This is a genomic window from Massilia sp. LjRoot122 (assembly GCF_964252725.1).
In the GTDB taxonomy this organism is placed as follows: domain Bacteria; phylum Pseudomonadota; class Gammaproteobacteria; order Burkholderiales; family Burkholderiaceae_D; genus Telluria.
On record NZ_CAXUPB020000001.1, the window covers coordinates 1,679,943 to 1,706,921 of the forward strand.

General features: G+C 63.9%; 23 protein-coding genes, 2 tRNA genes and 1 pseudogene. 24 read left to right on the forward strand and 2 right to left on the reverse strand.

What is annotated here, in order from left to right:
* Positions 1–17 precede the first annotated feature (17 nt).
* The 18 genes from ACSQ25_RS07375 to ACSQ25_RS07460 all read left to right on the forward strand — a co-directional run bounded on the left by ACSQ25_RS07375 (position 18) and on the right by ACSQ25_RS07460 (position 19,144).
* Positions 18–1,016: a helix-turn-helix domain-containing protein gene (locus ACSQ25_RS07375; RefSeq protein WP_436105060.1), complete on the forward strand. Its 999-nt coding sequence runs from the start codon at positions 18–20 to the stop codon at positions 1,014–1,016.
* A 3-nt stretch (positions 1,017–1,019) separates the two neighbouring features.
* Entirely contained in the window at positions 1,020–2,315 is a 1,296-nt protein-coding gene (gene ispG / locus ACSQ25_RS07380) for a flavodoxin-dependent (E)-4-hydroxy-3-methylbut-2-enyl-diphosphate synthase (protein WP_436105061.1), read from the forward strand.
* 115 nt (positions 2,316–2,430) lie between these two features.
* Complete coding sequence (gene hisS / locus ACSQ25_RS07385; RefSeq protein WP_436105062.1) at positions 2,431–3,789, forward strand: histidine--tRNA ligase; 1,359 nt, start codon at positions 2,431–2,433, stop codon at positions 3,787–3,789.
* Between the two features lie 51 nt (positions 3,790–3,840).
* Positions 3,841–4,515 carry a YfgM family protein gene (locus ACSQ25_RS07390; RefSeq protein WP_436105063.1) on the forward strand — a complete coding sequence of 225 codons (675 nt, stop codon included), beginning with the start codon at positions 3,841–3,843 and terminating at the stop codon, positions 4,513–4,515.
* Between the two features lie 84 nt (positions 4,516–4,599).
* On the forward strand, positions 4,600–5,781 hold the full coding sequence (gene bamB, locus ACSQ25_RS07395; RefSeq protein ID WP_436105064.1) for an outer membrane protein assembly factor BamB: 1,182 nt from the start codon (positions 4,600–4,602) through the stop codon (positions 5,779–5,781).
* Between the two features lie 9 nt (positions 5,782–5,790).
* Positions 5,791–7,134, forward strand: a complete 1,344-nt coding sequence (der, locus tag ACSQ25_RS07400; RefSeq protein ID WP_436105065.1) for a ribosome biogenesis GTPase Der — start codon at positions 5,791–5,793, stop codon at positions 7,132–7,134.
* 140 nt (positions 7,135–7,274) lie between these two features.
* Positions 7,275–7,511 carry an RNA chaperone Hfq gene (gene hfq, locus ACSQ25_RS07405; RefSeq protein WP_026354376.1) on the forward strand — a complete coding sequence of 79 codons (237 nt, stop codon included), beginning with the start codon at positions 7,275–7,277 and terminating at the stop codon, positions 7,509–7,511.
* Between the two features lie 32 nt (positions 7,512–7,543).
* Positions 7,544–8,716 (forward strand): GTPase HflX, encoded by a 1,173-nt coding sequence (gene hflX, locus ACSQ25_RS07410; protein WP_436108036.1) that lies wholly within the window; start codon positions 7,544–7,546, stop codon positions 8,714–8,716.
* Between the two features lie 3 nt (positions 8,717–8,719).
* Positions 8,720–10,012, forward strand: coding sequence for an FtsH protease activity modulator HflK (gene hflK / locus ACSQ25_RS07415; RefSeq protein ID WP_436105066.1), 1,293 nt, complete (start codon positions 8,720–8,722; stop codon positions 10,010–10,012).
* Positions 10,012–10,884, forward strand: coding sequence for a protease modulator HflC (gene hflC, locus ACSQ25_RS07420; protein ID WP_436105067.1), 873 nt, complete (start codon positions 10,012–10,014; stop codon positions 10,882–10,884). The genes hflK and hflC overlap by 1 nt, the downstream gene beginning before the upstream one ends.
* A 350-nt stretch (positions 10,885–11,234) precedes the next feature.
* A complete protein-coding gene (locus ACSQ25_RS07425; protein WP_436105068.1) occupies positions 11,235–12,389 on the forward strand; it encodes an ATP phosphoribosyltransferase regulatory subunit in 1,155 nt (384 codons plus the stop codon).
* Positions 12,390–12,392: 3 nt separating this feature from the next.
* The gene (locus ACSQ25_RS07430) at positions 12,393–13,709 is read left to right on the forward strand and encodes an adenylosuccinate synthase (RefSeq protein WP_436105069.1); all 1,317 of its coding nucleotides are present in this window, start codon (positions 12,393–12,395) and stop codon (positions 13,707–13,709) included.
* 30 nt (positions 13,710–13,739) lie between these two features.
* Positions 13,740–14,279, forward strand: a complete 540-nt coding sequence (locus ACSQ25_RS07435) for a phosphoribosyltransferase (RefSeq protein ID WP_436105070.1) — start codon at positions 13,740–13,742, stop codon at positions 14,277–14,279.
* 272 nt (positions 14,280–14,551) lie between these two features.
* Positions 14,552–15,019, forward strand: a complete 468-nt coding sequence (locus ACSQ25_RS07440) for an Lrp/AsnC family transcriptional regulator (RefSeq protein WP_436105071.1) — start codon at positions 14,552–14,554, stop codon at positions 15,017–15,019.
* A 74-nt stretch (positions 15,020–15,093) separates the two neighbouring features.
* Positions 15,094–15,690 (forward strand): MarC family protein, encoded by a 597-nt coding sequence (locus tag ACSQ25_RS07445; RefSeq protein ID WP_436105072.1) that lies wholly within the window; start codon positions 15,094–15,096, stop codon positions 15,688–15,690.
* An 85-nt stretch (positions 15,691–15,775) separates the two neighbouring features.
* Positions 15,776–17,791 (forward strand): hybrid sensor histidine kinase/response regulator, encoded by a 2,016-nt coding sequence (locus ACSQ25_RS07450; RefSeq protein WP_436105073.1) that lies wholly within the window; start codon positions 15,776–15,778, stop codon positions 17,789–17,791.
* A gap of 76 nt (positions 17,792–17,867) precedes the next feature.
* The gene (locus tag ACSQ25_RS07455) at positions 17,868–18,332 is read left to right on the forward strand and encodes an RES family NAD+ phosphorylase (protein ID WP_436105074.1); all 465 of its coding nucleotides are present in this window, start codon (positions 17,868–17,870) and stop codon (positions 18,330–18,332) included.
* A 74-nt stretch (positions 18,333–18,406) separates the two neighbouring features.
* Entirely contained in the window at positions 18,407–19,144 is a 738-nt protein-coding gene (locus ACSQ25_RS07460; RefSeq protein ID WP_436105075.1) for a DUF6090 family protein, read from the forward strand.
* Between the two features lie 55 nt (positions 19,145–19,199).
* On the opposite strand, the gene uvrB is transcribed toward ACSQ25_RS07460, so the two are convergent.
* The gene (gene uvrB / locus ACSQ25_RS07465) at positions 19,200–21,296 is read right to left on the reverse strand and encodes an excinuclease ABC subunit UvrB (protein WP_436105076.1); all 2,097 of its coding nucleotides are present in this window, start codon (positions 21,294–21,296) and stop codon (positions 19,200–19,202) included.
* Positions 21,297–21,411: 115 nt separating this feature from the next.
* Between uvrB and ACSQ25_RS07470 the strand changes: the two genes are divergently transcribed.
* From ACSQ25_RS07470 to ACSQ25_RS07490, 5 genes and pseudogenes are all read left to right on the forward strand, one after another.
* The gene (locus ACSQ25_RS07470; RefSeq protein WP_436105077.1) at positions 21,412–22,623 is read left to right on the forward strand and encodes an amino acid aminotransferase; all 1,212 of its coding nucleotides are present in this window, start codon (positions 21,412–21,414) and stop codon (positions 22,621–22,623) included.
* 115 nt (positions 22,624–22,738) lie between these two features.
* Positions 22,739–22,814: transfer RNA gene (locus tag ACSQ25_RS07475), tRNA-Asn, on the forward strand.
* Between the two features lie 90 nt (positions 22,815–22,904).
* Positions 22,905–24,185 (forward strand): annotated as a pseudogene (locus ACSQ25_RS07480) (IS3 family transposase).
* Between the two features lie 82 nt (positions 24,186–24,267).
* Entirely contained in the window at positions 24,268–25,026 is a 759-nt protein-coding gene (locus ACSQ25_RS07485) for an alpha/beta fold hydrolase (RefSeq protein WP_436105078.1), read from the forward strand.
* Between the two features lie 68 nt (positions 25,027–25,094).
* Positions 25,095–25,170, forward strand: a tRNA-Asn gene (locus tag ACSQ25_RS07490).
* A gap of 51 nt (positions 25,171–25,221) precedes the next feature.
* Here ACSQ25_RS07490 and ACSQ25_RS07495 read toward each other — a convergent pair.
* Positions 25,222–25,932 carry a glutathione S-transferase family protein gene (locus ACSQ25_RS07495; RefSeq protein WP_436105079.1) on the reverse strand — a complete coding sequence of 237 codons (711 nt, stop codon included), beginning with the start codon at positions 25,930–25,932 and terminating at the stop codon, positions 25,222–25,224.
* A gap of 98 nt (positions 25,933–26,030) precedes the next feature.
* Here ACSQ25_RS07495 and ACSQ25_RS07500 point away from each other — a divergent pair, with 98 nt between their 5' ends.
* Complete coding sequence (locus tag ACSQ25_RS07500; RefSeq protein ID WP_436105080.1) at positions 26,031–26,921, forward strand: LysR substrate-binding domain-containing protein; 891 nt, start codon at positions 26,031–26,033, stop codon at positions 26,919–26,921.
* Positions 26,922–26,979 lie beyond the last annotated feature (58 nt).

Below are 26,979 nucleotides of genomic sequence, written 5' to 3' on the forward strand. Positions count from 1 at the left end.
AGAGTGAGACCAGCACAATGAACGAGCAAGCAGACCAGCCGGCGACGCCGGGCAACGATGCGGGCCTTCCCGGCAAGACCCTGCAGTCCCAGCGCGAGGCGATGGGCTGGAGCGTGGAGCAGGTGGCCGACCAGCTGAAGCTGGCGCCGCGCCAGGTGGTGGCGCTGGAAGCGGGCGACTATGCCTCGCTCCCGAGCCCGGCCGTGACGCGCGGCTTCGTGCGCATCTACGCCAAGCTGCTGAAGATCGACCCCGCCCCGCTGGTGGCCAAGATCGAGATGAACATGCCGGCGGAAGCCCTGGCCGGCGCGACTGCCTCGGTTCCGCGCCGCGAACAGCGTCCGACCTCGTTCTCGCAGAGCCGCTTCCCGATCGGCGGCAAGCGCAGCAAGCTGCCGGTCGGCCTGATCGCCGGCGCCCTGGTCCTGGTCGCCGCCGGCGCCGCACTCTGGCACTTCGGCCTGATTCCGGGCAGCCGCCCGCAGGAAGCCGATACCGGCACGGTGCTCGAAACGCCGGTGCTTGCGCCGGCCGCGCCGAATGGCGCCGCACCGGCCGCCCAGGATCCGCTGCTGAACCCGTCGGTGCCGCTGATTTCGGTGCCGGCGCCGGCAAGCGAAGGTTCGGCTGCGCCGGCAACGACCCCGCCAGCCGCCGCGCCGGGCAGCGCACCGGCGACCACGACGCCTGCTGCACCGGCTACACCGGCGGCGACGCTGGCAGCGCCCGTCACCGCCGTACCGGCAGCGCCGGCAGCCGCGCCCGCAGCCGCTGGCGCCAATGCGCTGGTGCTGAACGTGCGTGAAGACGCCTGGATCGGCGTCCGTCCGGCCGGCGGCGGCAAGCCTCTGATCTGGCGCGAGGTCAAGGCCGGCTCGACCGAAACCGTCGACGTCGCCGGACCGGTCACCCTGACCGTCGGTAATCCGGGCGGCGTGACGGCCACCCTGCGTGGTTCGGCCGTCAGCCTGGAGCAGGCGCCGGGCAAGAAATTCGCACAAGTGTCTTTGAAGTAAGCAATGGAACGGAACATGATGGTGAACGAACCCTGCATTGGCGAACCGATCCCGTCGGGCCCGCTGGCGCGCCGCGCCAGCCGCAAAGTCCTGGTCTCGCATGGCGAGCGCAAGGTCTGGGTCGGCGGCGACGCGCCGGTCGTGGTGCAGTCGATGACGAATACCGACACGGCCGACGTGATCGGCACTGCGATCCAGGTCAAGGAACTGGCGCGCGCCGGTTCCGAGATCGTCCGCATCACCGTGGACACGCCGGCCGCCGCCGCCGCGGTGCCGGCGATCCGCGAGCAGCTCGACCGCATGGAGATCGACACCCCGCTGGTCGGCGACTTCCACTACAACGGCCACCTGCTGCTGCGCGACTATCCGGAATGCGCGCAGGCGCTGTCGAAGTACCGCATCAACCCGGGCAACGTGGGGCAGGGCGCCAAGCGCGACACCCAGTTCGCCCAGATGATCGAGATCGCCGCGAAGTACGACAAGCCGGTGCGCATCGGCGTCAACTGGGGCTCGCTCGACCAGTCGCTGCTGGCCCGCATCATGGACGAGAACGCCTCGCGTGCGAACCCATGGAGCGCCCAGGCCGTGATGTACGAAGCTCTGATCACCTCGGCGATCGAGAACGCCGTACGGGCCGAGGAAGTCGGCCTGGCGCGCGACAAGATCATCCTGTCGTGCAAGGTGTCGGGCGTGCAGGACCTGATCGCGGTCTACCGCGAACTGGCGCGCCGCTGCGACTACCCGCTGCACCTGGGCCTGACCGAAGCCGGCATGGGCAGCAAGGGCATCGTCGCCTCGACCGCGGCGCTGTCGGTGCTGCTGCAGGAAGGCATCGGCGACACCATCCGCATCTCGCTGACCCCGGAACCGGGCGGCGACCGTACGCGTGAAGTCGTGGTCGGCCAGGAGATCCTGCAGACCATGGGCCTGCGCAAGTTCACCCCGATGGTGATCGCCTGCCCGGGCTGCGGCCGCACCACCTCGACCGTGTTCCAGGAACTTGCGGACAATATCCAGACCTTCCTGCGCGAGCAGATGCCGGAGTGGAAGAAGACCTATCCGGGCGTGGAAGCGATGAATGTCGCCGTGATGGGCTGCATCGTGAACGGTCCGGGCGAATCGAAGCATGCCAACATCGGGATCAGCCTGCCGGGTACGGGCGAATCGCCGGCGGCGCCGGTGTTCGTCGACGGCCAGAAGTTCGCCACCCTGCGCGGCGAGCGCATCGTGGATGAGTTCAAGACCATCGTGCTGGATTACGTCAAAAAGAATTACAGCCGCGAAGCAGTGGCACAATAAAATACACCACCGTCGTCCCGGCGAAGGCCGGGACCCAAGTTTGCAAGCGCAGTCGAGATGCATGCAGAAATTGGGTACCGGCCTTCGCCGGTACGACGGTCTTAAGGGTAACAATATGTCCAAACCAGAAAAAATCGTCGCCGTCAAAGGCATGAACGACATCCTCCCGCAAGACGCACCGATGTGGGAGCTGTTCGAGAACACCGCCGAAACCATCCTGAAAAGCTACGGCTACCAGAAGATCGTCACCCCGATCGTCGAGGACACCAGCCTGTTCGCGCGCGCCATCGGCGCCGTCACCGACATCGTCGAGAAGGAGATGTACTCCTTCGAAGACTCGATGAACGGCGACCAGCTGACCCTGCGTCCGGAAGGCACGGCCGGCGCCGTGCGCGCCGTCATCGAGCACAACCTCGTGTACGACGGCCCGAAACGCCTCTGGTACAAGGGCCCGATGTTCCGCCACGAGCGTCCGCAGCGCGGCCGCTACCGCCAGTTCTTCCAGTTCGGCGCCGAAGCCGTCGGCTTCTCGGGCCCGGACATCGACGCCGAGCTGATCATGCTGTGCCGCCGCCTGTGGGACGATCTCGGCCTGCAGAACGTGCGCCTCGAGCTGAACTCGATCGGCAATGCCGACGAGCGCCTGCGCCACCGCGCCGACCTGATCGCCTATCTCGAGAAGCACGAGGACATCCTCGACGCCGAGGCCAAGCGCCGCCTGCACAGCAATCCGCTGCGCATCCTGGACACCAAGAACCCGGCCATGCAGGAGATGGTCAACGGCGCGCCCAAGCTGCTCGACTACCTGGGCGAAGAGTCGCTGGCCCACCTGAACGGCCTGAAGAACATCCTCGACCGCAATGCGGTCCAGTACACCATCAACCCGCGCCTGGTGCGCGGCCTGGACTACTACAACCGCACCGTGTTCGAGTGGGTCACCGACGAACTGGGTTCGCAGGGCACCATCTGCGCCGGCGGCCGCTACGATCCGCTGATCGAGCAGTTCGGTGGCAAGCCGACGCCTGCGGTCGGCTTCGCGATGGGCATCGAGCGCATCATCGAGCTGATGAAGGGCCTGGGCGAAACCCAGACCCCGAGCCAGTGCGACGTGTACATGGTGCACCAGGGCGAGGAGGCCCAGCTGCAGGCCTTCATCCTGGGCGAGCGCCTCCGCGATGCCGGCCTGGATGTTGTGTTACATTGCGCAACGCCGGCAGGGGCGGGCAGCTTCAAGAGCCAGATGAAGAAGGCCGACGGCAGCGGTGCCTCGTTCGCCGTGATCATCGGCGAGGACGAGATCGCCTCCGGCCAGGCCGTCGTGAAAGCCATGCGTGGCGAAGCGGGCGAGCAGCAGCAGGCCAAGGTGAGCTTCGAGGAAGTGGTCGACTACGTGGTCGACCAGATCGTCGGCGGCGGCGAGCACGACTGCGACGACGAAAATTGCAATGAGCACGGACATCACCACCGTCCGTAAGCGCTGACAGTACCGATCCACCCATTTCAATAACGAGCAACAGAGCAGACAATGGCATACGACCTCGAAGAACAGGAACAGATAGCGAACTTCAAGGCCTTCTGGGCCCGCTACGGCAACATCATCTATGCGGTGCTGATCATCGCGCTCGGCTCCTACGCCGCCTACAACTTCTGGAATTCGCACAAGCGCAGCCAGGCCGTCGAGGCCTCGGCGCTGTACGACGAGCTGCAGGCATCGCTCGCCGCGAGCGACAATGCCAAGGCCCAGCGCATCGCCGGCGACATCCAGAAGAAGTACGAAGGCACGACCTACGCGCAAATGGCCGCCCTGGGCGCCGCCAAGACCGCCTTCGAGGCGAATGACCTGAAGGCCGCCAAGGCCCAGCTGCAATGGGTGGTGGACAATGGCAACGACGAATACAAGGCCATCGCGAAGCTGCGTCTGGCCGGCGTGCTGCTGGACGAGAAGTCCTTCGACGCCGCGCTCAAGCTGCTGAACGACAAGTTCCCCGAGCAGTTCTCGGCCGAAGTGTCGGACCGCAAGGGCGACGTGCTGGTGGCGCAGAACAAGATTGCCGAAGCACGCCAGGCCTATGTGGCCGCGTTCGCGGCCATGCACAAGGATAACCCGGGCCGCCAGCTGGTCCAGCTGAAACTCGAAGCCATCGGCGGCAGCGTGCCGGCGGATAAGAAAGATGCGAAAGCGCCTGCAGCTGCAGCGTAACTCATGATTGACAGGCCCGCGCGCGCTTGTGAAAAGTGCGCGCGGGCTTTGCGCCCTTTACAGTCCGAAACAAGGTTAAAGAATATGCGTATTAGCAGCAAACTTGTTGGTGTTGGTGTACTGGCCCTGGTGACGGGCTGCTCGAGCATGAGCCCATCCAGCATGGTCAATAAACTCAGCTCGCTCAATCCTTTCGCCTCGAAAGACAAGACCGACCTGCCGGCGCCCCTGGTGGAGCTGAAGGCCACCATGGCCGTGCGTACCGCATGGAAGCTCGACATCGGCAAGGCTGGTCCGCATACCTTCTCGCCTGCGCTGGCCGGCAATACCGTGGTGCTGGCCGGCGGCGAGGGCGACATCGCGCGCGTCGAAGCCGCCACCGGCAAGCAGCTGTGGCGCACCAAGGCCGGCACCGAACTGTCGGCCGGCGTCGCTACTGACGGCAATCTGATCGTGGTCGGCGGCGCCAAGGGCACCGTGCTGGCCTTCGACATGGACGGCAAGAAGCTGTGGAGCTCGCAGCTGTCGAGCGAACTCCTGTCCTCGCCGGTGGTCGGCCAGGGCATCGTCGTCGCGCGCAGCCTCGACAACCGCATCGTCGGCCTGGACGCCAAGACCGGCGAACGCAAGTGGACCGTGCAGCGCGTGACGCCGGCACTGACCCTGCGCAGCGCGCCGGGCATGCTGATCAACGGCAACGACGTCATCATCGCCCAGCCTGCGGGCCGCCTGTCCTCCTTCATCCTGGCCACCGGCGCGCCGCGCTGGGACCAGGAAGTCGGCGTCGCGCGCGGCGCCACCGAACTCGAGCGCGTGACCGACATCGGCGGCGCGCCGGTACTGTTCGAGGGCGACGTCTGCGCCGTCTCCTACCAGGGCCGGGTCGCCTGCTTCGATGCGGCCGCCGGTTCGGTGAAGTGGACCCGCGACCTGTCGTCGGAAGTCGGCGTCGCCGTCGACCAGCGCTTCGTGTTCGCACCGGACGACAAGGGCGCGCTGTTCGCGTTCAACCGCGACACCGGCTCGAACGCCTGGAAAAACGACAAGCTGGCCTTCCGCCGCCTGTCGACCCCGGTCTCCTACGGCCGCACGGTGGCGGTGGGCGACTACCAGGGCTACGTGCATTTCCTGTCGCGCGAGGACGGTTCGTTCCTCGCCCGTGCCGCTACGGACGGCAGTGCCATCATCGGCACCCCACAGGTGGCTGGCTCGCACCTGATCTTTCAAACACAAAATGGAACTGTGACCGCTATCGCGGTCGAATAGAATAAAACAATGAAGCCGGTAATTGCACTCATTGGTCGCCCGAACGTCGGGAAGTCGACCCTCTTCAACCGCCTGACCCGCTCGCGGGACGCGCTGGTGGCCGACCTTCCTGGCCTGACCCGCGACCGCCATTATGGCGAAGGCCGGATCGGCGAACGGCCCTTCCTGGTCATCGACACCGGCGGTTTCGAACCGGTCGCCAAAGAGGGCATCATGCACGAAATGGCGCTGCAGACGCGCCAGGCGGTGGCGGAAGCCGACGTCGTCGTGTTCATCGTCGACGGCCGCCAGGGCCTGACCCCGCACGACAAGACCATCACCGATTACCTGCGCAAGACGGGCCGCAAGGTCATGCTTGTGGTCAACAAGTCAGAGGGCATGAAGTACACCTCGGTCACCGCCGATTTCTATGAACTCGGCATGGGCGACCCGTATGTGATCTCGGCGGCCCACGGCGACGGCGTGCACGACCTGGTGAACGAGGCCCTCGACTTCGCGTTCGAGAACCGTCCCGACGAGGAAGACGAGCCGGAACACCCCGATCACGGCATCAAGATCGCCATCGTCGGCCGCCCGAACGTGGGCAAGTCGACCCTGATCAATACCCTGGTCGGCGAGCAGCGCGTGATCGCCTTCGACATGCCGGGCACCACCCGCGACTCGATCGAAGTGCCGTTCGAGCGTGAGGGCAAGAAATATACCCTGATCGACACCGCCGGTATCCGCCGTCGCGGCAAGATCTTCGAGGCCATCGAGAAATTCTCGGTCGTGAAGACCATGCAGTCGATCTCGGATGCCAACGTGATCGTCCTGCTGCTGGATGCCCAGCAAGACATTTCCGAGCAGGATGCCCACATCGCCGGCTTCATCCTGGAGTCGGGCAGGGCGCTGGTGGTGGCTGTCAACAAGTGGGACGGCCTGCAGTCGGACGACCGCGATGAGGTCAAGATCGACCTCGACCGCAAGCTCGATTTCCTCTCCTTCGCCAAGACCCACTTCATCTCGGCGCTGAAAGGTACCGGTATTGCCCAGCTGATGAAGTCGGTGGACGCCGCCTACGCCGCGGCTACCGCCAACCTGTCGACTCCGCGCCTGACCCGCGCGCTGCAGGAAGCAATCGAGAAGCAGGAACCGAAGCGCAAGGGCAGCACCCGTCCGAAGATGCGCTACGCCCACCAGGGCGGCCAGAACCCGCCGATCATCGTGATCCACGGCAATGCGCTGGAAGCCGTCAGCGACCCGTACAAGCGCTATCTGGAGAAGCATTTCCGCGACACCTTCAACCTCGTGGGTACCCCGGTACGCATCGAGTTCAAGTCCGGGAAGAATCCATTTGCCAGGGAGCAGAATTAGCCGTAGCAGTACGACAAAAAGTGGCAAAACAGGTTACAGTAGCTCAGGGCTTTCATTCGCCATAGCGGAATGTGGCCCAGACACTTGAAAATCGGCAAATCGCCACAACTTTTAAACTACAACAACATTACGGAGCTGTTATGAGCAACAAAGGGCAACTGTTACAAGACCCATTCCTGAACGCATTGCGCAAGGAGCACGTCCCCGTCTCCATCTACCTGGTCAACGGCATCAAGCTGCAAGGCCATATCGAATCTTTCGACCAGTACGTCGTCCTGCTTCGTAATACCGTGACCCAGATGGTCTACAAGCATGCCATTTCCACCGTCGTCCCGGCTCGCGCCGTCAACCTTAACCTCGACTCCGAAGCCGAGTAAGGCCGATGGCTGACGCCCCCGGCAACACCTCCATGCGCGCAGCGCTGGTCGGCATCGACTTCGGCGCTGGCGACTTTACCGCCAGCCTCGAAGAGCTGTCCCTGCTTGCGCGCTCCGCCGGCGCCGAACCGATCACCACGATCACGGCCAAGCGCAGCAGTCCCGATCCCGCCCATTTCGTCGGCAGCGGCAAGGCCGACGAGATCGCCGTGGCCTGCAAGGCCGAGCGGATCGACATCGTCATCTTCAACCACGCCCTGTCTCCGGCGCAGCAGCGCAACCTGGAGCGCCGCCTCGAGGTGCGCGTGGTCGACCGTACCAGCCTGATCCTCGACATCTTCGCCCAGCGCGCCCAGAGCCACGAGGGCAAGCTGCAGGTGGAGCTGGCCCAGTTGCAGCACCTGGCCACGCGCCTGATCCGCGGCTGGACCCACCTGGAGCGCCAGAAGGGTGGTATCGGCCTGCGCGGTCCCGGTGAAACCCAGCTCGAGACCGACCGCCGCCTGATCGGCGAGCGCGTCAAGCAATTGCGCGTCAAGCTGACCAAGCTGCGCAAGCAGCATGAAACCCAGCGCCGCCAGCGCGGACGCAACCAGACTTTCTCGGTGTCGCTCGTCGGTTATACCAATGCCGGCAAGTCGACCCTGTTCAACACGCTCACCAAGGCCGGGGTGTATGTGGCGAACCAGCTGTTCGCAACCCTCGACACCACCAGCCGCCGCCTCTACCTCGGCGACGAGGTGGGCAGCGTGGTGATTTCCGATACCGTCGGCTTCGTGCGCGAACTGCCGCACCAGCTGGTGGCGGCCTTCCGCGCCACGCTCGAAGAAACCATCCACGCCGACCTGCTGCTGCACGTGGTCGACGGCAATTCGCCGGTGCGCATGGAGCAGATCGAGCAGGTCAACGAGGTGCTGCGCGAGATCGGCGCCGATCACGTCCCCCAGATCCTGGTCTGGAACAAGATCGATGCGGCCGGGCTGGAGCCCGGGGTCGAGCGTGATGAATATGATAAGATCAGCCGCGTTTTCATCAGCGCCCACAGCGGGGCAGGTCTGGACCTGCTGCGCGAAGCCATCGTCGAGTCGGCCAAGGCGGCGCGTGCGGACAGTGGGCGGGATGGGGAAGAACCGGCGGTGGGCGGCTCCCTGGCCAATCCTGCAGAGAACAATATAACAACCTCTACCCATCTCGGGCCACACTAGCCTATGCTCGTTTCTTTACTAAAGCGTTGCGGCATCAAACTGTCGCTGAACGATCCGCGCTGGGGCCACAAACCCCAGGGTGACCACAAGGCCCAGGAGGGCCGCCGGCCGGGTGAAGGCCCGCCCGACCTCGATCAACTCTGGCGCGACTTCAACGCCCGCCTCAACCGCATTTTCGGCGGCCGCAACAATGGCAGCGGCGATGGCGGCAACGGCCCGTCCGGCCGCGGCGACATGCGCGGCGCCAGCGTCACCGCCGGCGTGGTGGCGGTCATCGTCGGCCTGATCTGGCTGGCGAGCGGCGCCTTCATCGTGCAGGAAGGCCAGGTCGGCGTCGTCACCACCTTCGGCAAGCTCAGCCACAAGACCGGCGCCGGTTTCAACTGGCGCTGGCCGTATCCGATCCAGGCCCACGAGACCGTCAACGTCTCGCAGATCCGCACCGCCGAGATCGGCTATCGCGCGAACGTGCGCAACAAGCAGGCGGCCGAAGCCCTGATGCTGACCGATGACGAAAACATCATCGACATCCAGTTCGCGGTCCAGTACACGCTGAAGGACCCGGTCCAGTGGCTGTTCAACAACCGCGAGAACGACGAGACCGTGCGCCAGGTCGCCGAGACCGCGATCCGCGAAGTGGTCGGCCGCAACAAGATGGACTTCGTCCTGTACGAGGGCCGCGAGAAGGTGGCCGTCGACGTGCACCAGATGATGCAGAAGATCCTCGACCGCTATGCGCTGGGCGCCCTGGTCACCAATGTGACCATGCAGGGCGTGCAGCCGCCGGAGCAGGTGCAGGAAGCCTTCGACGACGCCGTCAAGGCCGGCCAGGACCGTGCCCGCGCCCGGAACGAAGGCGAAGCCTATGCCAACCAGGTGATCCCGCAGGCGCGCGGCCAGGCCTTCCGCCTCCAGCAGGATGCCGAAGCCTACCGCTCGATGGTGGTGGAGAACGCGACCGGTAACGCCTCGCGCTTCGACCAGGTGGTGGCGGCGTATGCGAAGGCCCCGGCCGTGACCCGCGACCGCATGTACATCGACACGATGCAGCAGATCTTCTCCAGCACCAGCAAGGTGATGGTCGATTCGCGCACCGGCAACCCGATGATCTACCTGCCACTGGACAAGCTGATCGGGCAGGGCGCCGGCAACGAAGCCGTCGGCAGCCGTTCGGGTCCGCAGCAGATTCCGGTACCGCAGTCGTCGGCGCCGGCGGACGTCATGCAAGCCATGGATTCGGTGCGTCAGCGCGACAGCCGGAGCCGCGATTCCTCACGTGATCGGGAGAGCCGTTAATGAACCGCCTCGTAACTTTATTTGTGGCGGGCTTCATTGCCCTGATGCTGCTGTCCTCCACCGTCTTCGTGGTCGACCAGCGCCGCTTCGCCATCGTGTTCGCCCTGGGCCAGGTGCGTGACGTGATCACCGAACCGGGCCTGCACTTCAAGCTGCCGCCGCCCTTCCAGAACGTGATCTACCTGGACAAGCGCATCCTGACCCTCGACACGCCCGACGCCGACCGTTTCATCACGGCCGAGAAGAAGAACATCCTGGTGGATGCCTTCATGAAGTGGCGCATCACCGACCCGCGCCTGTACTATGTCAGCTTCAGCGGCGACGAAAGCCGTGCGCGCGACCGCCTGTCGCAGATCATCAAGGCGGCCCTGAACGACGAAATCACCAAGCGCACCGTGCGCGAAGTGATCTCGGGCGAGCGTGGCCGCGTGATGGAAGCGGTGAAGGAAAAGGTCGTGGCCGAAGCGAAGGAGATCGGCGTCGGCGTGGTGGACGTGCGCCTGAAGCGCGTCGACTACATCGAGCAGATCAACAACTCGGTGTACGAACGCATGAAGGCCGAGCGCGTGCGCGTGGCCAACGAACTGCGTTCGACCGGCGCCGCCGAATCCGAACAGATCCGCGCCGACGCCGACCGCCAGCGCACCGTGATCATCGCCGAAGCCTTCCGCGAGGCCGAGAAGATCAAGGGTGACGGCGATGCGAAAGCGACCGCGATCTATGCGGACGCCTTCGGCAAGAACCCGGAATTCGCCCGCTTCTACCGTTCGCTGGAAGCCTACCGCGCGACCTTCAAGAACCGTGGGGACGTGATGGTGGTGGATCCGAATTCGGAGTTCTTCAAGTACTTCAAGCAGCCGGGCAGCAAGTAATTCGTGCTGGCGCCAACTTGGCGCTGCGAACTTGGATCCCGGCCTTCGCCGGGATGACGTTGTTTTAATTTGATGGTCGGGATGCGTTATCGCTACCTGTCACACCTAACCTAAAAACCGTCATCCCGGCGCAGGCCGGGATCCAATTTTGTTTGCACACCGCCAGCCTCATCAGTATAGACAAGCGTTGCAACATGGCACCTTGACAAGCCGCCGAAGCTGTCAGATCAACATCCCCCGCCTACGCCTCCCCATTTTCGGGTAAAATCACCGATTCGGCGCTCGCACCGTGCGCCAGCACGCCTGTGCGCTTCTGTCGCTCTTAAAAACAACCCGTTAGCTGTCTGCCCATGCCGAACTGGCTTTTGCCTGAGAATATCGCCGATGTCTTGCCGTCCGAGGCCCGCAAGATCGAAGATCTGCGCCGCAAGATGCTCGACACCTTCCGCCTGTACGGTTACGAACTGGTGATGCCGCCGCTGCTCGAGTACGTCGAGTCGCTGCTGGCAGGGGCAGGGCAGGACACCGAGCTGCGCACCTTCAAGGTGGTCGACCAGATCTCCGGGCGCCTGCTCGGCCTGCGCGCCGACATGACCACCCAGGTGGCGCGCATCGACGCCCACCTGCTCAACCGCGACACCGTCACCCGCCTGTGCTACGCCGGCAGCGTGCTGCATACCCGTCCCTCGGGCCTGCACGCCACCCGCGAGCCGATCCAGATCGGCGCCGAGATCTACGGCCACGCCGGCCTCGAAGCCGATGCCGAGATCCAGGAGCTGGCCCTCGGTTCGGTGGCGCTGGCCGGCTTCACCGACGTCCGCCTCGACCTGTGCCACGTCGGCATCCTGCGCGCCCTGCTGGCCGCGGACCCGGCCGCGCAGCGCGATGAAGCCCAGCTGACCTGCCTGCTGCGCGCGAAAGATGCGCCGGGCCTGGACGAGTTCACGCACAATTACCTGCCCGAGACCCGCAAGGCCCTGCTGGCGCTGACCCAGCTGTACGGCGACGTCGAGGTGCTGGGCCGTGCCAAGGACATGTTGCCGGCACTGCCGGGCGTCACGCGCGCGCTGGCCGAACTGGCCGCGCTGGCGGCGGGCGCCATTGGCCGTGCCGAAGTCGCGATCGACCTGGCCGACCTGCGCGGCTACCAGTACGAAAGCGGCGCCATGTTCGCGCTCTACGTGCCGGGCCTGCCGAACGCGGTGGCGCGCGGCGGCCGCTACGACCATGTGGGCGAGGCCTTCGGACGCGCGCGTCCGGCGACCGGCTTCTCGCTCGACCTGCGCGAACTGGCGCGGCTGCTGCCGACCGCCGAGCGCAAGCACTCCATCCGCGCGCCCTGGGGCAATGCCCCCGAGCTGAAGGAAAAAATCGCTGACCTGCGCAAGGCAGGCGAAGTCGTGATCCAGAGCATGCCGGGTCACGACAATGTTCAGGACGAGTTCGAGTGCGACCGCGTGCTCGTCCTCGAAAACGGAAATTGGATTCTCAAAAACTTAGGTTAAGTGATGTCAAATACTAACGTGGCAAAGAACGTCGTTGTCATCGGCACCCAGTGGGGCGATGAAGGCAAGGGTAAGATCGTCGACTGGCTGACCGACCATGCGGCCGGCGTCGTCCGTTTCCAGGGCGGTCATAACGCGGGCCACACGCTCGTGATCAAGGGCCAGAAGACCGCGCTGCAGCTGATCCCGTCGGGCATCATGCGCGAAGGCGTGGCCTGCTACATCGGCAACGGCGTCGTGGTCTCGGTGCCGGACGTCCTGCGCGAGATCGACAAGCTGGCCGCGGCCGGCGTCGAAGTCGTGTCGCGCCTGAAGATCTCGGAAGCCTGCCCGGTCATCCTGCCTTACCACGTCGCCATCGACAAGGCACGCGAAGCCAAGCGCGGCGAGAACAAGATCGGCACCACCGGCAAGGGCATCGGCCCGGCCTACGAAGACAAGGTGGCGCGCCGCGCGATCCGCATCGCCGACATGCTCAACCCGGAGCGTTTCGCCGAGAAGCTCAAAGAGAACCTCGAGTACCACAACTTCGTGCTGGTGAACTACCTGGGCGGCGAAGCGATCGACTTCCAGCAGACCTACGACGACGCGATGGCCCTGGTACCGCGCCTGCGTCCGATGGTCGGCGACGTGTCGTCGGCCCTGTACGCCGCGCACAAGGCCGGCGGCAGCCTGCTGTTCGAAGGCGCGCAAGGCTCGCTGCTCGACGTCGACCACGGCACCTACCCGTTCGTCACCTCGTCGAACTGCGTGGCGGGTAACGCCGCCGCCGGCGCCGGCGTCGGCCCGGGCATGCTGCACTACATCATGGGCATCACCAAGGCCTACACCACCCGCGTCGGTTCGGGCCCGTTCCCGGCCGAACTGCCGACCGACCAGGGCGTCGGCGAGCACCTGTCGCGCGTGGGCCACGAGTTCGGCACCGTGACCGGCCGTGCGCGCCGCTGCGGCTGGTTCGACGCCGCGCTGCTGCGCCGCTCGGTGCAGATCAACGGCGTGTCGGGCATGTGCCTGACCAAGCTGGACGTGCTGGACGGTATCGAGTCGCTCAAGCTGTGCACCGGCTACAAGATCGACGGCCGCGAGGTCGACATCTTCCCGGTCGGCGCCGAAGAAGCCGCGCTGTGCCAGCCGGTCTACGAAGAGATGCCTGGCTGGACCGAATCGACCGTCGGCGCCAAGTCGATGGAAGAGCTGCCGGCCAACGCCCGCGCCTACATCAAGCGCATCGAAGAGCTGGTTGGCGTGCCGATCGACATGGTGTCGACCGGTCCGGACCGCGAAGAAACCATCGTGCTGCGTCACCCGTTCGCCGCATAAGACATCATATAAAAATAGGAATTACCTGAAATGAACACCCCTGCATCGACCGACAAGGACCTCTGGGTTTCCTGGGACGAGTACAACCGCCTGGTCGAGCGCCTCGCGCTGCAAGTGTATGAATCGAACTGGAAGTTCGACATGGTGCTGTGCCTGGCGCGCGGCGGCGTGCGTCCGGGCGACGTGATCTCGCGCATCTTCGACGTGCCGCTGGCGATCCTGTCGACCAGCTCCTACCGCGAAGAAGCCGGCACCAAGCAGGGCAACCTGGACATCGCCAAGTACATGACGATGACCAAGGGCCCCCTGGCCGGCCGCATCCTGCTGGTCGATGACCTGGCCGACTCCGGCGTGACCCTGCAGAAGGTGCGCGAGCACCTGCAGTCGAACTATCCGGAAGTCACCGAAGTGCGTTCGGCCGTCATCTGGGTCAAGGGCACCTCGGCCTTCAAGCCGGACTACCACCTGGAAGACCTGCCGCACAACCCGTGGATCCACCAGCCGTTCGAGGACTACGACGGCCTGCGTCCGCACCAGCTGTCGGCGTGGATGAAGAAGTTCGAGAAGTAATCCGCTGACCCTGAAAAGGGCGAGCGAACGGGCAGGGAAGGCGCAAGCCTTTCCTGCCCGTTTTGCTTTGCTGCGGCTTCTCTCGTGAAGAAGCGTCCGCGGCGCGCGATGCAGCTCCGGTCGTGGCGGAGGTTCAGGGCGGCGCGGGAAGGTCTCGATAAAGTGATTCCATGGTAGCGGCGCGGTCCCGAAAGGTGCTTTTGTAGTTTTTCTATTTTGCCAAAATTGTGGGAGAATCATCTGCGTTTTAAGTCAAACATAGGGGAATCTTCATGAAGGATGGCGAACTCGACGAAATCGACCGCAAGATCCTGCGCATCCTGCGCACGGACGGCCGCATCAGCAACCAGAAACTAGCCGACAGCGTCCACCTGTCGCCCACGCCTTGCTGGAACCGGGTCCGTGCCCTGGAAGAAGCCGGCTTCATCGAGGAATACGCCGCGATCCTTTCCCAGCGCGCGCTGGGCCTGCCGGACACCGTCATCATCGAGGTCACGCTCGAGCGCCACGACGACGAGATCTTCGAACAGTTCGGCAAGGCGCTGGCGGAGCTGCCCGAGGTAATGGAAGCCAGCCTGCTGACCGGCGACTACGATTACCTGATCAAGGTGGCGGTGGCCGGCACCGAGGGCTACGAGCGCTTCCTGCGCCAGCGCCTGTACAAGATTCCCGGCATCCGCCACAGCCGCTCCACGTTCGTGCTGCGCACGCTCAAGCGCACCCATTCCGTGGAGCCCTGATACAAAGCCGGGGTCGCCATTTCATGGCAGTCTGTTAAGATGCGGCGGTTGCCGACAATAACAATCAGAAACCGATGACCCAGAGCTTCTTCCAGACTTTCATCCTGCTGATCCTCGTCACCGACCCGTTCGGGAATGTCCCCTTGTTCGTCGCGGCACTGAAGGAAGTGCCGGTCCAGCGCCGCGCCCGCATCGTGGTGCGCGAATGCGCGATCGCCTTCCTTCTGCTTCTCGTCTTCATGTTCTTCGGCCAGCACTTCCTGGCGGCGCTGCACCTGTCGCCGGTGGCGCTGCGCATCGGCGGTGCGGTCATCCTGCTCATCATTGCGATCCGCATGATCTTCCCGCATCCCGACGGCGTACTCGGCCGCAACGAGGGTGGCGAGCCTTTCATCGTGCCCCTCGCGATCCCGGCGCTGGCCGGCCCGTCGGCCCTGGCAACGGTGCTCCTGTTCAGCTCGGGAAGCCTGACCGAGACCATGGTGCACGTGGCCGCGCTGGCCGCCGTCGGCGTGGTGTGGCTGGCCGTGTTCCTGAGCGCCGAGCGCCTGCAGCAGAAGCTCGGCCCGCAGGTCATGACCGCCTTCGAGCGCCTGATGGGCCTGATCCTGACCGCCATGTCGGTCGAGATGCTGCTGGGCGGCATCCGTGAATTCGTCAAGACACTGTGAAGGCAGCGGTGTGGGGGCCAGCGTCGCCTTTCTGGCACACTTTTGCTAACACGATAATGGCGGCCGCGACCGCAGGCATGAACGCATGAAAACGGAACACGAGACCCCGTCAGAATGGCTGCCTTTCCTGAGCGGGGGCGGCCAGATGGGGGCCATGATGCGGGCCCACGACTGGTCGAATTCGCCGCTCGGCCATCCGCGTACCTGGCCGCAGGCCCTGCGCACCACGGTCGGCCTCATGCTCAACTCGAAGTTCCCGATGTTCGTGGCCTGGGGGCCGGAACTCGGCTTCCTGTACAACGACTCCTACGTTCCCGTGCTGGGCGAGAAGCATCCGATGGCGCTCGGCCGGCGCTTCCACGACATCTGGCGCGAGATCTGGGACGATCTCCATCCGCTGATCGTGCGGGCGCTCAAGGGCGATTCCACCTACATGGACCGCATGCCGCTGCGCATGCACCGCCACGGCTACGACGAGGACACCTGGTTCCGCTTCTCGTATTCGCCGGTACGCGATGAGGACGGCACGGTGGCGGGCATGTATTGCGCCTGCGTCGAGATGACCGGCGAGGTGCTGGCCGAGCGTTACCGGGAAGAGGAAAACCAGCGCCTGATGACGCTGTTCGAACAGGCGCCCGGCATCCTCGCCGTGCTGCGCGGCCCGGACCATGTTTTCGAAATCACCAACGACTCCTACCTGCAGCTGATCGGACGCCGCGAGCTGATCGGCAAGCCCGCACGCGAAGCGCTGCCCGAAGTGGCGGGGCAGGGCTTCTTCGAGCTGCTCGACCAGGTGTATCACTCGGGCGAGCCTTTTGTCGGCCACGCGGTACCGGTGCGCGTCCAGCGCGACGCCAATGCGCCGCTGGAAGAACGCTTCGTCGACTTCGTGTACCAGCCAATCCGCGGCCCGAAGGGCGAGGTGGCCGGCATTTTCGTGGAGGGCAGCGACGTCACCATGCGCAAGCGCGTGGAGGACGAACTGCGCGCCGCCAACCGCCAGAAGGACCAGTTCCTGGCGATGCTGGCGCACGAGCTGCGCAACCCGTTGGCGCCGATTACCACCGCCGCCCAGCTGCTGCAGCGCGGCACGCTCGACCCGCAGCGCGCGCGCCACGCCAGCGAGATCATCGTGCGCCAGGCCGAACACATGACCAACCTGGTGAACGACCTGCTCGACGTCTCGCGCGTGACGCGCGGCCTGGCCGAGCTCGAAAAGGAAGAAGTCGATGTGGCGGCGGTGGTCCATGGCGCCGTCGAGCAGGTGCGGCCGCTGCTGGACATGAAACGGCATGAGCTGAAGCTGGAGAACGCGCCGCAGCCGCTGCATGTGTCGGGCGACCGCACGCGCCTGGTGCAGGTGATCTCGAACATCCTGAACAACGCGGCCAAGTACACACCCGCCGGCGGCAGGATCGTGGTGCGCGTCTCCCGCGAGGAAAGCGAGGCCGTGATCGCGGTGTCCGACAACGGGCAGGGCATCGAGCCGCAGGTGCTCCCCTACATCTTCGACCTGTTCACCCAGGCCGAGCGTACACCCGACCGCTCGCAGGGCGGCCTGGGCATCGGTCTGGCCCTGGTGAAGAGTCTCGTCGCCCTGCACGGCGGGCGGGTGGCCGCGTACAGCGAAGGTCCGAACCGCGGCAGCGAGTTCGTGGTGTGCCTGCCGCTGCTGCAGTCCGCGCCAGGCTCGCAGGAACCGGAGCACGAGGCGCAGGCACACGACGGTCCGGTACGGGTGCTGGTGGTCGACGACAACGCCGACGCCGCCCAGATGCTGGCCACGCTGCTGGAAGCCCACGGCCATGCGGTGAGCGTCGAATACGACGGCACCGGCGGCCTGGCGCGCGCGCTGCGCGAACGTCCCGAGGTCATGCTGCTCGATATCGGTCTGCCCGACATGGACGGCCACGAGCTGGCGCGCCGCCTGCGCGCCTCGCCCGATACCGCGAATGCGATGCTGATCGCGCTCACCGGCTACGGCCAGAGCGAAGACCGCGAACGCGCGCGCCAGGCCGGCTTCGACCGCCACCTGGTCAAGCCGGCGGACCTGTCGGAGCTGCTGCGCATCCTGGCCGAAGTACGCGCGCCGGCCGCCTGATTCCTGCCCCATCCGTGCGCGGCCCGCGCCCGCAGCCGGTGTATGCTGGACCCGGGACAACAGGAGACAAGCCCGCATGAGAACCTGGAGAATCGCAGAGGAAGACGTGGCCCTCGACCGCAGCTGCGAGGGCGCGCGCAAGAGTGGCGGACACTGGCACGAAGAGGGCTGCGCGGCCCTGTATTCGGCCATGACGGTGGAGCTGGCGGTGCTCGAGAAATTCGTCCATACCGAGGGCGATGAACCGGGGCTGGTACTGGTCGCGGTGGACCTGCCTGACGATCCGGAGCTCGGCATGGACGTGGCGCGCGACGAGCTGCCCGAAGGCTGGGACGATCTGGACGATGGCGGCAGCGCGACCGAATTCGGCACCGCCTTCCTGCAGAAATGCCACCACCTCTACATGCGGGTGCCGTCGGTCATCGTGGGAGAGGGCGTCAACCTGGTGATCAACCCGGAGCATCCTGCGTATGCGGATGTGAAGCTCAGTATTGCGAGGTCATACCGCTTCGATCCCCGCATGTTCAACCGCCCTGCATAACTCGTCTGGAAACACTTTTCTTTTCTCAAGAATAGCTTATAGTCGCGCCCATCTCATTTACCAGGGTATTGAAGATGGCAGACCAGGAAGTCATCAAGCATGGCCAGAAGATCATTCGCCTGGCGAGCAGCAAGGAGCACCCACTTCCCCACAAGCTGCGCGAAATCGCGATCGAATTCTTCACGATCGTGTTTGCCGTCAGCCTCAGTATCTGGCTGCATGGCCTCAGCGAACATCACCACCAGCAGCAGGAAGTGCGCGCCTTCCTGAGCGGACTGCGGACCGACCTGGCCGCCGACATCGAACAGGTCGACGACATCGCCAAGGCCTACCGCGGCTTCAACAGCAATTTCACCTACCTGGCCGCGCTGGAAGCCGGACAGAAGCCGGACGAGAAGACCTTCGCCAGGGTCGTGGCGGCGTCCGACGCCAACTATCATTTCAGGCCAAACATCAGCCGCTACGAAGGCTTCCGTTCGAGCGGAAAGATGGCTTACATCGAAGACCAGCAGCTGCTCGACACGATCTTCAATCTGTACCAGATGGCGCTGCCGCAGATTCGTTCTTCCGAGGGCGGCTGGTTGAACCGGCAGGACAAGCTGCGTACCTACCAGGACAACGAGCTGAATGGCGATGAGCTGGACGAGCACTTCCGGGTGTTCACTTCACCCAAGGGCAAGCGGCTGGTGAAGATGATGATCGCGCCCGAGCAGCTGTTCAAGCGCTATGCCAATTATGCAGACCAGTCCAGGGCGATCATCAAGGCCATTGACGCGACCTACCCGGAATTCGCACCGGCGAAGAAAGACTAAGGCGAAAAAAAACCGTTCCCGGAACTGCGGGACCGGTTTCGTAGGCTTGCCGAGCTTACTTGCCCAGGATGGACACCACGTTGTCCGTCCCCGGCGCCCCGAAGGCCTGCTGCTTGAGCACGTGCAGCTGATCTCGCACCTGGGCCGCCTTCTCGAACTCGAGGTTCTTGGCATGGTCCACCATGAGCTTCTCGAGGCGCTTGATCTCCTTGCTGATCTGCTTCTCGCTCATCGACTCGACCTTGGCCGTCGCCGCGTCTTCCTGGATGCCCTCGACCATGGCCTTTTGCGCGGCGTTGCTGTACACGCCGTCGATCATGTCCTTGATCTTCTTGTTCACGCCCTTCGGCGTGATGCCGTTCGCCTCGTTGAAGGCGATCTGCTTGGCGCGGCGGCGTTCGGTCTCGTCGATCGCGCGCTTCATCGAATCGGTCATCTGGTCGGCATAGAGGATCGCCACGCCGTTCAGGTTACGCGCCGCGCGGCCGATGGTCTGGATCAGCGAACGCTCGGAACGCAGGAAGCCTTCCTTGTCCGCATCCAGCACCGCCACCAATGACACTTCCGGCAAGTCCAGGCCCTCGCGCAGCAGGTTGATGCCGACCACCACGTCGAAGGTGCCCAGGCGCAGGTCGCGCAGGATCTCCACGCGCTCCACCGTCTCGATGTCGCTGTGCAGGTAGCGCACCTTGATGCCGTGGTCGCTCAGGTATTCGGTCAGCTGCTCGGCCATGCGCTTGGTCAGCGTGGTCACCAGCACGCGCTCGTCCTTGGCGATGCGGTCGGTGATCTCGCTCATCAGGTCTTCGACCTGCGAGCGCGCCGGCTTGACGATGACCAGCGGGTCGACCAGGCCGGTGGGGCGCACCACCTGTTCCACCACGTTGTCGGCCTTTTCCTTTTCGTAGTCCGCCGGCGTGGCCGAGACGAAGATCGTCTGGCGCATCTTGCCTTCGAACTCCTGGAACTTCAGCGGCCGGTTGTCCAGCGCCGAGGGCAGGCGGAAGCCGTAGTCGACCAGGTTGACCTTGCGCGAGCGGTCGCCGTTGTACATCGCATTGAGCTGGCCGATCATCACGTGCGACTCGTCCATGAACATCAGGGCGTCCTTGGGCAGGTAGTCGATCAGGGTCGGCGGCGGTTCGCCCGGCATCGAACCGGACAGGTGGCGCGAGTAGTTCTCGATGCCCTTCGTAAAACCGATCTCGGCCAGCATCTCGAGGTCGAAACGGGTGCGCTGCTCGAGGCGTTGTTCTTCGATCAGCTTGTTCTCGTTGCGGAAGTATTCGAGGCGGTCGCGCAGCTCGGCCTTGATCGATTCCACCGCGCGCAGGACGGTCGAGCGCGCCGTGACGTAGTGCGAGCCCGGATAGACCGTGAAGCGCGGGATCTTCTGGCGCACGCGGCCCGTGAGCGGGTCGAACAGCTGCAGCGATTCGATCTCGTCGTCGAACATCTCGACGCGGATCGCGAGCTCGGCGTGCTCCGCCGGGAAGATGTCGATGGTGTCGCCGCGCACGCGGAAGGAGCCGCGCGAGAAGTCCATCTCGTTGCGGGTGTACTGCATCTGGATCAGGCGCGCGATGATGTCGCGCTGCGCCACTTTGTCCTTATGGCGCAGCGTCAGGACCATCTTGTGGTATTCGTTCGGATTACCGATACCGTAGATGGCCGACACGGTGGCCACGATGACCACGTCGCGCCGCTCCATCAGCGACTTGGTGCAGGACAGGCGCATCTGCTCGATGTGCTCGTTGATCGACGAGTCCTTTTCGATGAACAGGTCGCGCTGCGGCACATAGGCTTCCGGCTGGTAGTAATCGTAGTAGGAGACGAAATACTCGACCGCGTTCTGCGGGAAGAATTCGCGGAACTCCGCATACAGCTGGGCCGCCAGCGTTTTGTTCGGCGCGAAGACGATGGCCGGGCGGCCCGCTTGCGCGATCACGTTCGCCATCGTGTAGGTTTTACCGGAGCCCGTCACGCCGAGCAGGGTCTGGTACATCAGGCCGTCATTGATGCCTTCGATCAGACCGGCGATCGCGGTCGGCTGGTCACCGGCCGGAGGGAAGGGCTGGTGCAGCTTGAAGGGCGAGTCCGGGTAGGTGATGACCGTCGGTTCCGGGGCATTTGCGATGGATAAATCTGCCATACTTTCAGACCTTTGCTAGAATGGGAATCCGCTTGCGGCACTGCAGCATGACTATACAAGCAGTGTCGTTCCATGAAACCGCTGCGAACCCACCGACAAAACTCAGTTTATCACGATGACTTCCACAGCCTCCGCCAGCCTTTTCGGCGCCATTGAAATGGCGCCCCGCGACCCTATCCTGGGCATTACCGAAGCATTCAATGCAGATACCAATCCGGCCAAGATCAATCTCGGCGTCGGCGTCTACTATGATGATAATGGCAAGGTGCCTTTGCTGCAGTGCGTGCAGAAGGCGGAAGCGAAGCTGATGGAACAGCCGGCACCGCGCACCTACCTGCCGATCGAAGGGCTGGCTGCGTACGACAAGGCCGTGCAAGAGCTGGTATTTGGGGCCGACAGCGCCGTAATTCAAGAGAAGCGTGCGATCACCGCGCAGGCCATTGGCGGTACCGGCGCGCTCAAGCTGGGCGCCGACTTCCTCAAGCGTTTCTCGCCGGATTCCGAGGTCTACATCAGCGACCCGAGCTGGGAAAACCACCGGGCGCTGTTCGAGAGCGCGGGCTTCGCCGTCAACAACTACACCTATTACGATCCGACCACCCACGGCGTGAACTTCGCCGGCATGCTGGCCGCGCTGAACGCGATGCCGCGCGGCGCGATCGTGGTGCTGCACGCCTGCTGCCACAACCCGACCGGCGCCGACCTGACCCAGGACCAATGGGGCCAGGTGATCGAAGCCGTGGTCGCCAACGGCCTGGTGCCTTTCCTCGACATGGCCTACCAGGGCTTCGGCGCCGGCATCGCCGAAGACGGCGCCGTGGTGCGCCGCTTCGCCGAGACCGGCATCCCGCTGCTGGTGTCGAATTCGTTCTCGAAATCCTTCTCGCTGTACGGCGAGCGCGTCGGCGCACTGTCGATCGTCGGCACCAGCGCCGAAGAAACCGCGCGCGTGCTCTCGCAGCTCAAGCGCGTCATCCGCACCAACTACTCGAACCCGCCGACCCACGGCGGCAAGGTCGTCGCCACCGTGCTGGCGACGCCGGAACTGCGCCAGCTGTGGGAAGAAGAACTGGCCGGCATGCGCGTGCGCATTCGCGAAATGCGTAACGTGATGGTCGAGAAGCTGAAAGAGAAAGCGCCGGGCCACGATTTCGAATTCGTGCGCCAGCAGGTGGGCATGTTCTCGTACTCGGGCTTGACGAAAGAGCAGGTCGGCAAGCTGCGCGAACAGTCGATCTACGCGGTCGACACCGGCCGTATCTGCGTCGCCGCCCTGAACTCGACCAACATCGACCGCGTCGTTGACGCCGTTGCGAAAGTTCTTTAAAATCGCGGCTCTTCGGAACTGACGAGAGTCATTGCCGAAGAGCAGCAAAAATGGCTGCGCGACATGACGTGAATTTGACACGCTGTCACCGCAAACATATAATGCTGTCATCAATTCCCTGATAGCTCAGTCGGTAGAGCGACGGACTGTTAATCCGCAGGTCCCTGGTTCGAGTCCAGGTCGGGGAGCCAGAATTTTTAAAAGGCCACATCGCGAGATGTGGCCTTTTTTGTTGTTGCTGACCCGTCCTGAAATAGGTTGACACTTCCAGGAGTGTTGACATGGACAAGAGGGAAAAGCGGACGCAGCGCGATTACACGCTGGCTTTTAAGCTGGCGGTAGTTGATGAGGTAGAAAAAGGCGAGCTGACGTACAAGCAGGCGCAAAAGCGCTACGGGATCCAGGGGCGCTCGACGGTCTTGGTCTGGTTGCGTAAGCACGGACGGCAGGATTGGGGTAGCCTGAGCATGTTAGGCCGACGCAGGAGTGATCCCGTGAGCAAGCAGACAATGCCCCAAACGCCGGAGCAGCGCATCAAGGAACTGGAAACGCAGCTCAAGGAAGCGAATCAAAAGGCTCAGCTTTTCGAAGCGATGCTGGAAGTAATCCGTACGGAATACGGGGTCAAACTGCCAAAAAAGCATTCCGGCGAGTCATCGAGCAAAAGAAGGTAGCCGGCTTGAGTCTCGCCCGAGCTTGCAAATTTTTCGGTTGTAGCCGTCAGGCGTACTACCAGCAGGTCAAGTCTGAAACGGACTTGCATGAGCGCGATGAGAAGGTCGTGGAGCTGGTGCGGGAAGTCAGGCGGCGCCAGCCCAGGATTGGCGTGCGAAAACTGCATCACATGCTGCGTCGGCGTCTGGCAGCCAAGGACATCAAACTGGGCCGCGACGGTATGTTCGCTACCCTCAAACGAGCACACTTGCTCGTCCCAAAAGCGCGTGCCTACCACAAGACCACCGACAGCTTCTATCGGTTCTACAAGCATCCGAACTTGCTCAAGCCGGGAATGGACACAGCTGACGTTCACCGTCCGGAGCAGGTCTGGGTAGCCGACATCACCTATGTCCCGACGCGTGAGCGATGCGTCTATCTGAGCTTGGTGACCGACGCTTACTCACGCAAGATTGTTGGCTACTACGTCCACGCGAGCTTGCAGACCGAAGAGGTAGCCGAGGCGTTCAAGATGGCCTTGCACTCGAGGCGAAGCTGTCTCCCGTTGATCCACCACTCTGACCGCGGCATCCAGTACTGTGCGGGTACCTATCAGGCCTTGCATGCCAAACATGGCACTACTTGCTCAATGACCGATGGGTACGACTGCTATCAGAATGCGCTGGCTGAACGCATCAATGGCATCTTGAAAACCGAGTTCCTCTTGCACCGCCCTCATGACTTGGCGGAAGCAAAGCGTATGGTTGCACAGTCAGTGGCAATCTATAACCGAGAACGACCGCACCAAGCCCTGAAATACAAAACGCCCGATGAGATTCACCGGGCGTTATGAAGACAGGAAGGAACAGTTTTTGGAACTTATAACTGTCAACCTATTCCAGGACTAGTCATGCGCAAAACCACACTTTTGGTTGCAAGGTGGCACGTACACGCGGTACGCTGGCGGCAGCAAACTCTTCAGGACGAACAGTGAAACATCTACCATCGAGCAAAAGGCTCGCCGTCGGCGGACAGGTGTTCCGGTTTTCCTTGTCGGGGAAGGGCAGCCCGACCATCGTCATGCTGGGCGGCGCCGGCGCCGCCCTGGAGGGCTGGATCAAGCTGTTTCCCGAGATCGAGGCGCTGGGCACGGTGATGACCTACGACCGGCCCGGCCTCGGCGGCAGTGGGCGTCCGCGCGAGCCCCAAATGGGCACCACCGTCATCCTGCAATTGCGCGCACTGCTGCGCGAGATCGGCGCCAAGCCGCCTTTCCTGCTGGTCGGGCATTCCTTCGGTGGCCTGCATGCCAACCTGTTCGCGCGCGTGTATCCCGAGGAGACCTGCGGCGTGCTGTTCCTGGAGGCGACGGCACCCAGCGACGTGCACAACATGAAGCGCTACCGCTCCGTCCTGCAGCGCGCCGTGGCCAGCCTGCTGGACCGTGTCTCGCCATTGGATCCGAATGACGAGATCAGCAACGAAGCGGAGACCGTCGAGGAAATCGCGGAAGCGCCGCCGTTCCCGCCGATTCCCCTCACCGTACTGTCGGGCGGCAAGCGGCTGCCGCGCTGGATGGTCTCCAGCGAGGCGCAACGCGAACGCGAGCGCACCCAGCTGGAGCTGGCGCGCCTGTCGCCGCTGGGCGAGCGGGTGATCGCGCCGCGCAGCGCGCATTTCCCGCAGATGTCGGAGCCGCGGCTGGTGCTGGACGAACTGGCGAAGCTGGTCAAGCGGGTCCAGGTGTAGGAAATCTTTCCTTTCGATAGCACGGGGCTTCGCGGAATGGAAAAGCACTGCTATAATACGGCCTCTAATCCCTGATAGCTCAGTCGGTAGAGCGACGGACTGTTAATCCGCAGGTCCCTGGTTCGAGTCCAGGTCGGGGAGCCAGAATAAATGCAGCCCTGCGAGAAATCGCAGGGCTGTTTTCATTTCAGCGTGTCAAAGAACGCCTGATTCCTGCAGCGTGGCCAGGCTCACATGGCCCCGGAACCCGCTGCCCCCTTGCACCGGTTCATTCGCCTCGATGCCCAGCGCGAAACGCACGGCCGGCAGCTCCTTCATGCGTTCGGCGTGGGCGAAGACGGCCGGGTAGGTGCTCGCAATGTCGCTCACTTCGTGATACGCCGCCCAGCGGCCGACTGCGAACAGATAGGCATCCGCGACCGTTGGGCTGGCGCCTCCCAGCAGCCATGCGCGGTCGGCCAGCACGCGCTCGACGTGGCCGAGTTCCACGTTCACCTGCGCCACTGCTTCCGAACGCATGCGCTGGCGCAGGTCTTCCGGCAAGCCCGTGGTTTCAACCAGCTTCCACAGTGGCGCGAACGACGCGAAAAAGTCGGTCGTCAGATAGGACAAGGTTTCGGCCAGGCGGTCGAATTCCAGCGTGCCTTGCCGGAAGCCCAGGCCGGCGTCGATCCCACGCGAACCGATGTGCTGGAGGATCGCGAGGCTTTCGGTCAGGCTCACCTGCGGCGACAGCATCAGCGCCGGGGTTTTCATCCGTGGGTTGGCGCGCGCAAAGGTGGCCGGCCACGGGTGTTCGAGCATCTCGATACGGCACAGCTTGTAAGGCTGTCCAAGCCATTCGAGCGCGATGATCGATGCCAGCGAGCAGCCGCTCGGTACGCCGTAGAAAAGGACCTGTTCCATGTTGATCTCCTGAGTGAAAGTACATGAACTATAGTTTCGTGGACGATGCGGCGATAGACGGTCTAAAGTAGAATCAGCGTCCATAAATGGAGACGATGATGCTGAATCTGAATGACGTGTATTTCTTCACCCAGGTCATCGACCATGGCGGCTTCGCGCCTGCCGCCCGCGTCACGGGAACGCCGAAATCCACGCTGTCCAAGCGCATCACGGCGCTTGAGGCAGAGCTGGGCGTACGCCTGATCCAGCGCTCGTCGCGCCGCTTCACGGTGACCGATCTGGGGCGGGAGTTTCACCGGCACGCTGTCGCCATGCTGATCGAGGCGGAGGCGGCCGAAAACGCAGTGCGCCAGCGGCTGGCCGAACCAAGCGGCATCGTGCGCATCACCGCCTCGATTCCCACGGCGCAGGCCGCGCTGGCGCAGCCTTTGCTGGAACTCGCGCGCAGGTATCCCAAGCTGCATGTGGCCGTCCAGGCAGCCGACCGCTTCGTCGACATCATCCAGGAAGGCATCGATATCGCCGTGCGCGATCACTTCGCGCCGCTGCCGGATTCAGGCCTCATCCAGCGCACCGTGTGCGTGGATCCCGTGTACCTGGTGGCGGCGCCGGATTATCTGGCCGCCCACGGCATGCCTGCGGCGCCGGCCGAGCTGGCGGGGCATGAGGGATTGCTCGTTCATCCGCAGGCGGCACCCTGGCGCCTGCAGCGCAACGCCGAAGTGGTCGAGGTGCTGCCGCGCGGCCGCCTGTCAGCCAACGAGTCGAGCATCCTGCTGGCTGCGGCCGCCGGCGGCATGGGCATTGCCTGCCTGCCGCGCAAGCTGTGCGGCGCGGCCTTGCAGGCCGGCCAGCTGCTGCGGGTGCTGCCTGAATGGACGGCGGGACAGGTGACGACCAGCTTGCTGATACCGCACCGGCGCGGTCAACTGCCATCCGTCAGGGCAGTGGCGGACGTGCTGGCGGAACGGATACCGCTGCTTCGATGAAGCCCTGCAGCGATCGTTTCACCGTAGAGCTTCTCTCAGAGCCTGCGCCTGGGCAGGT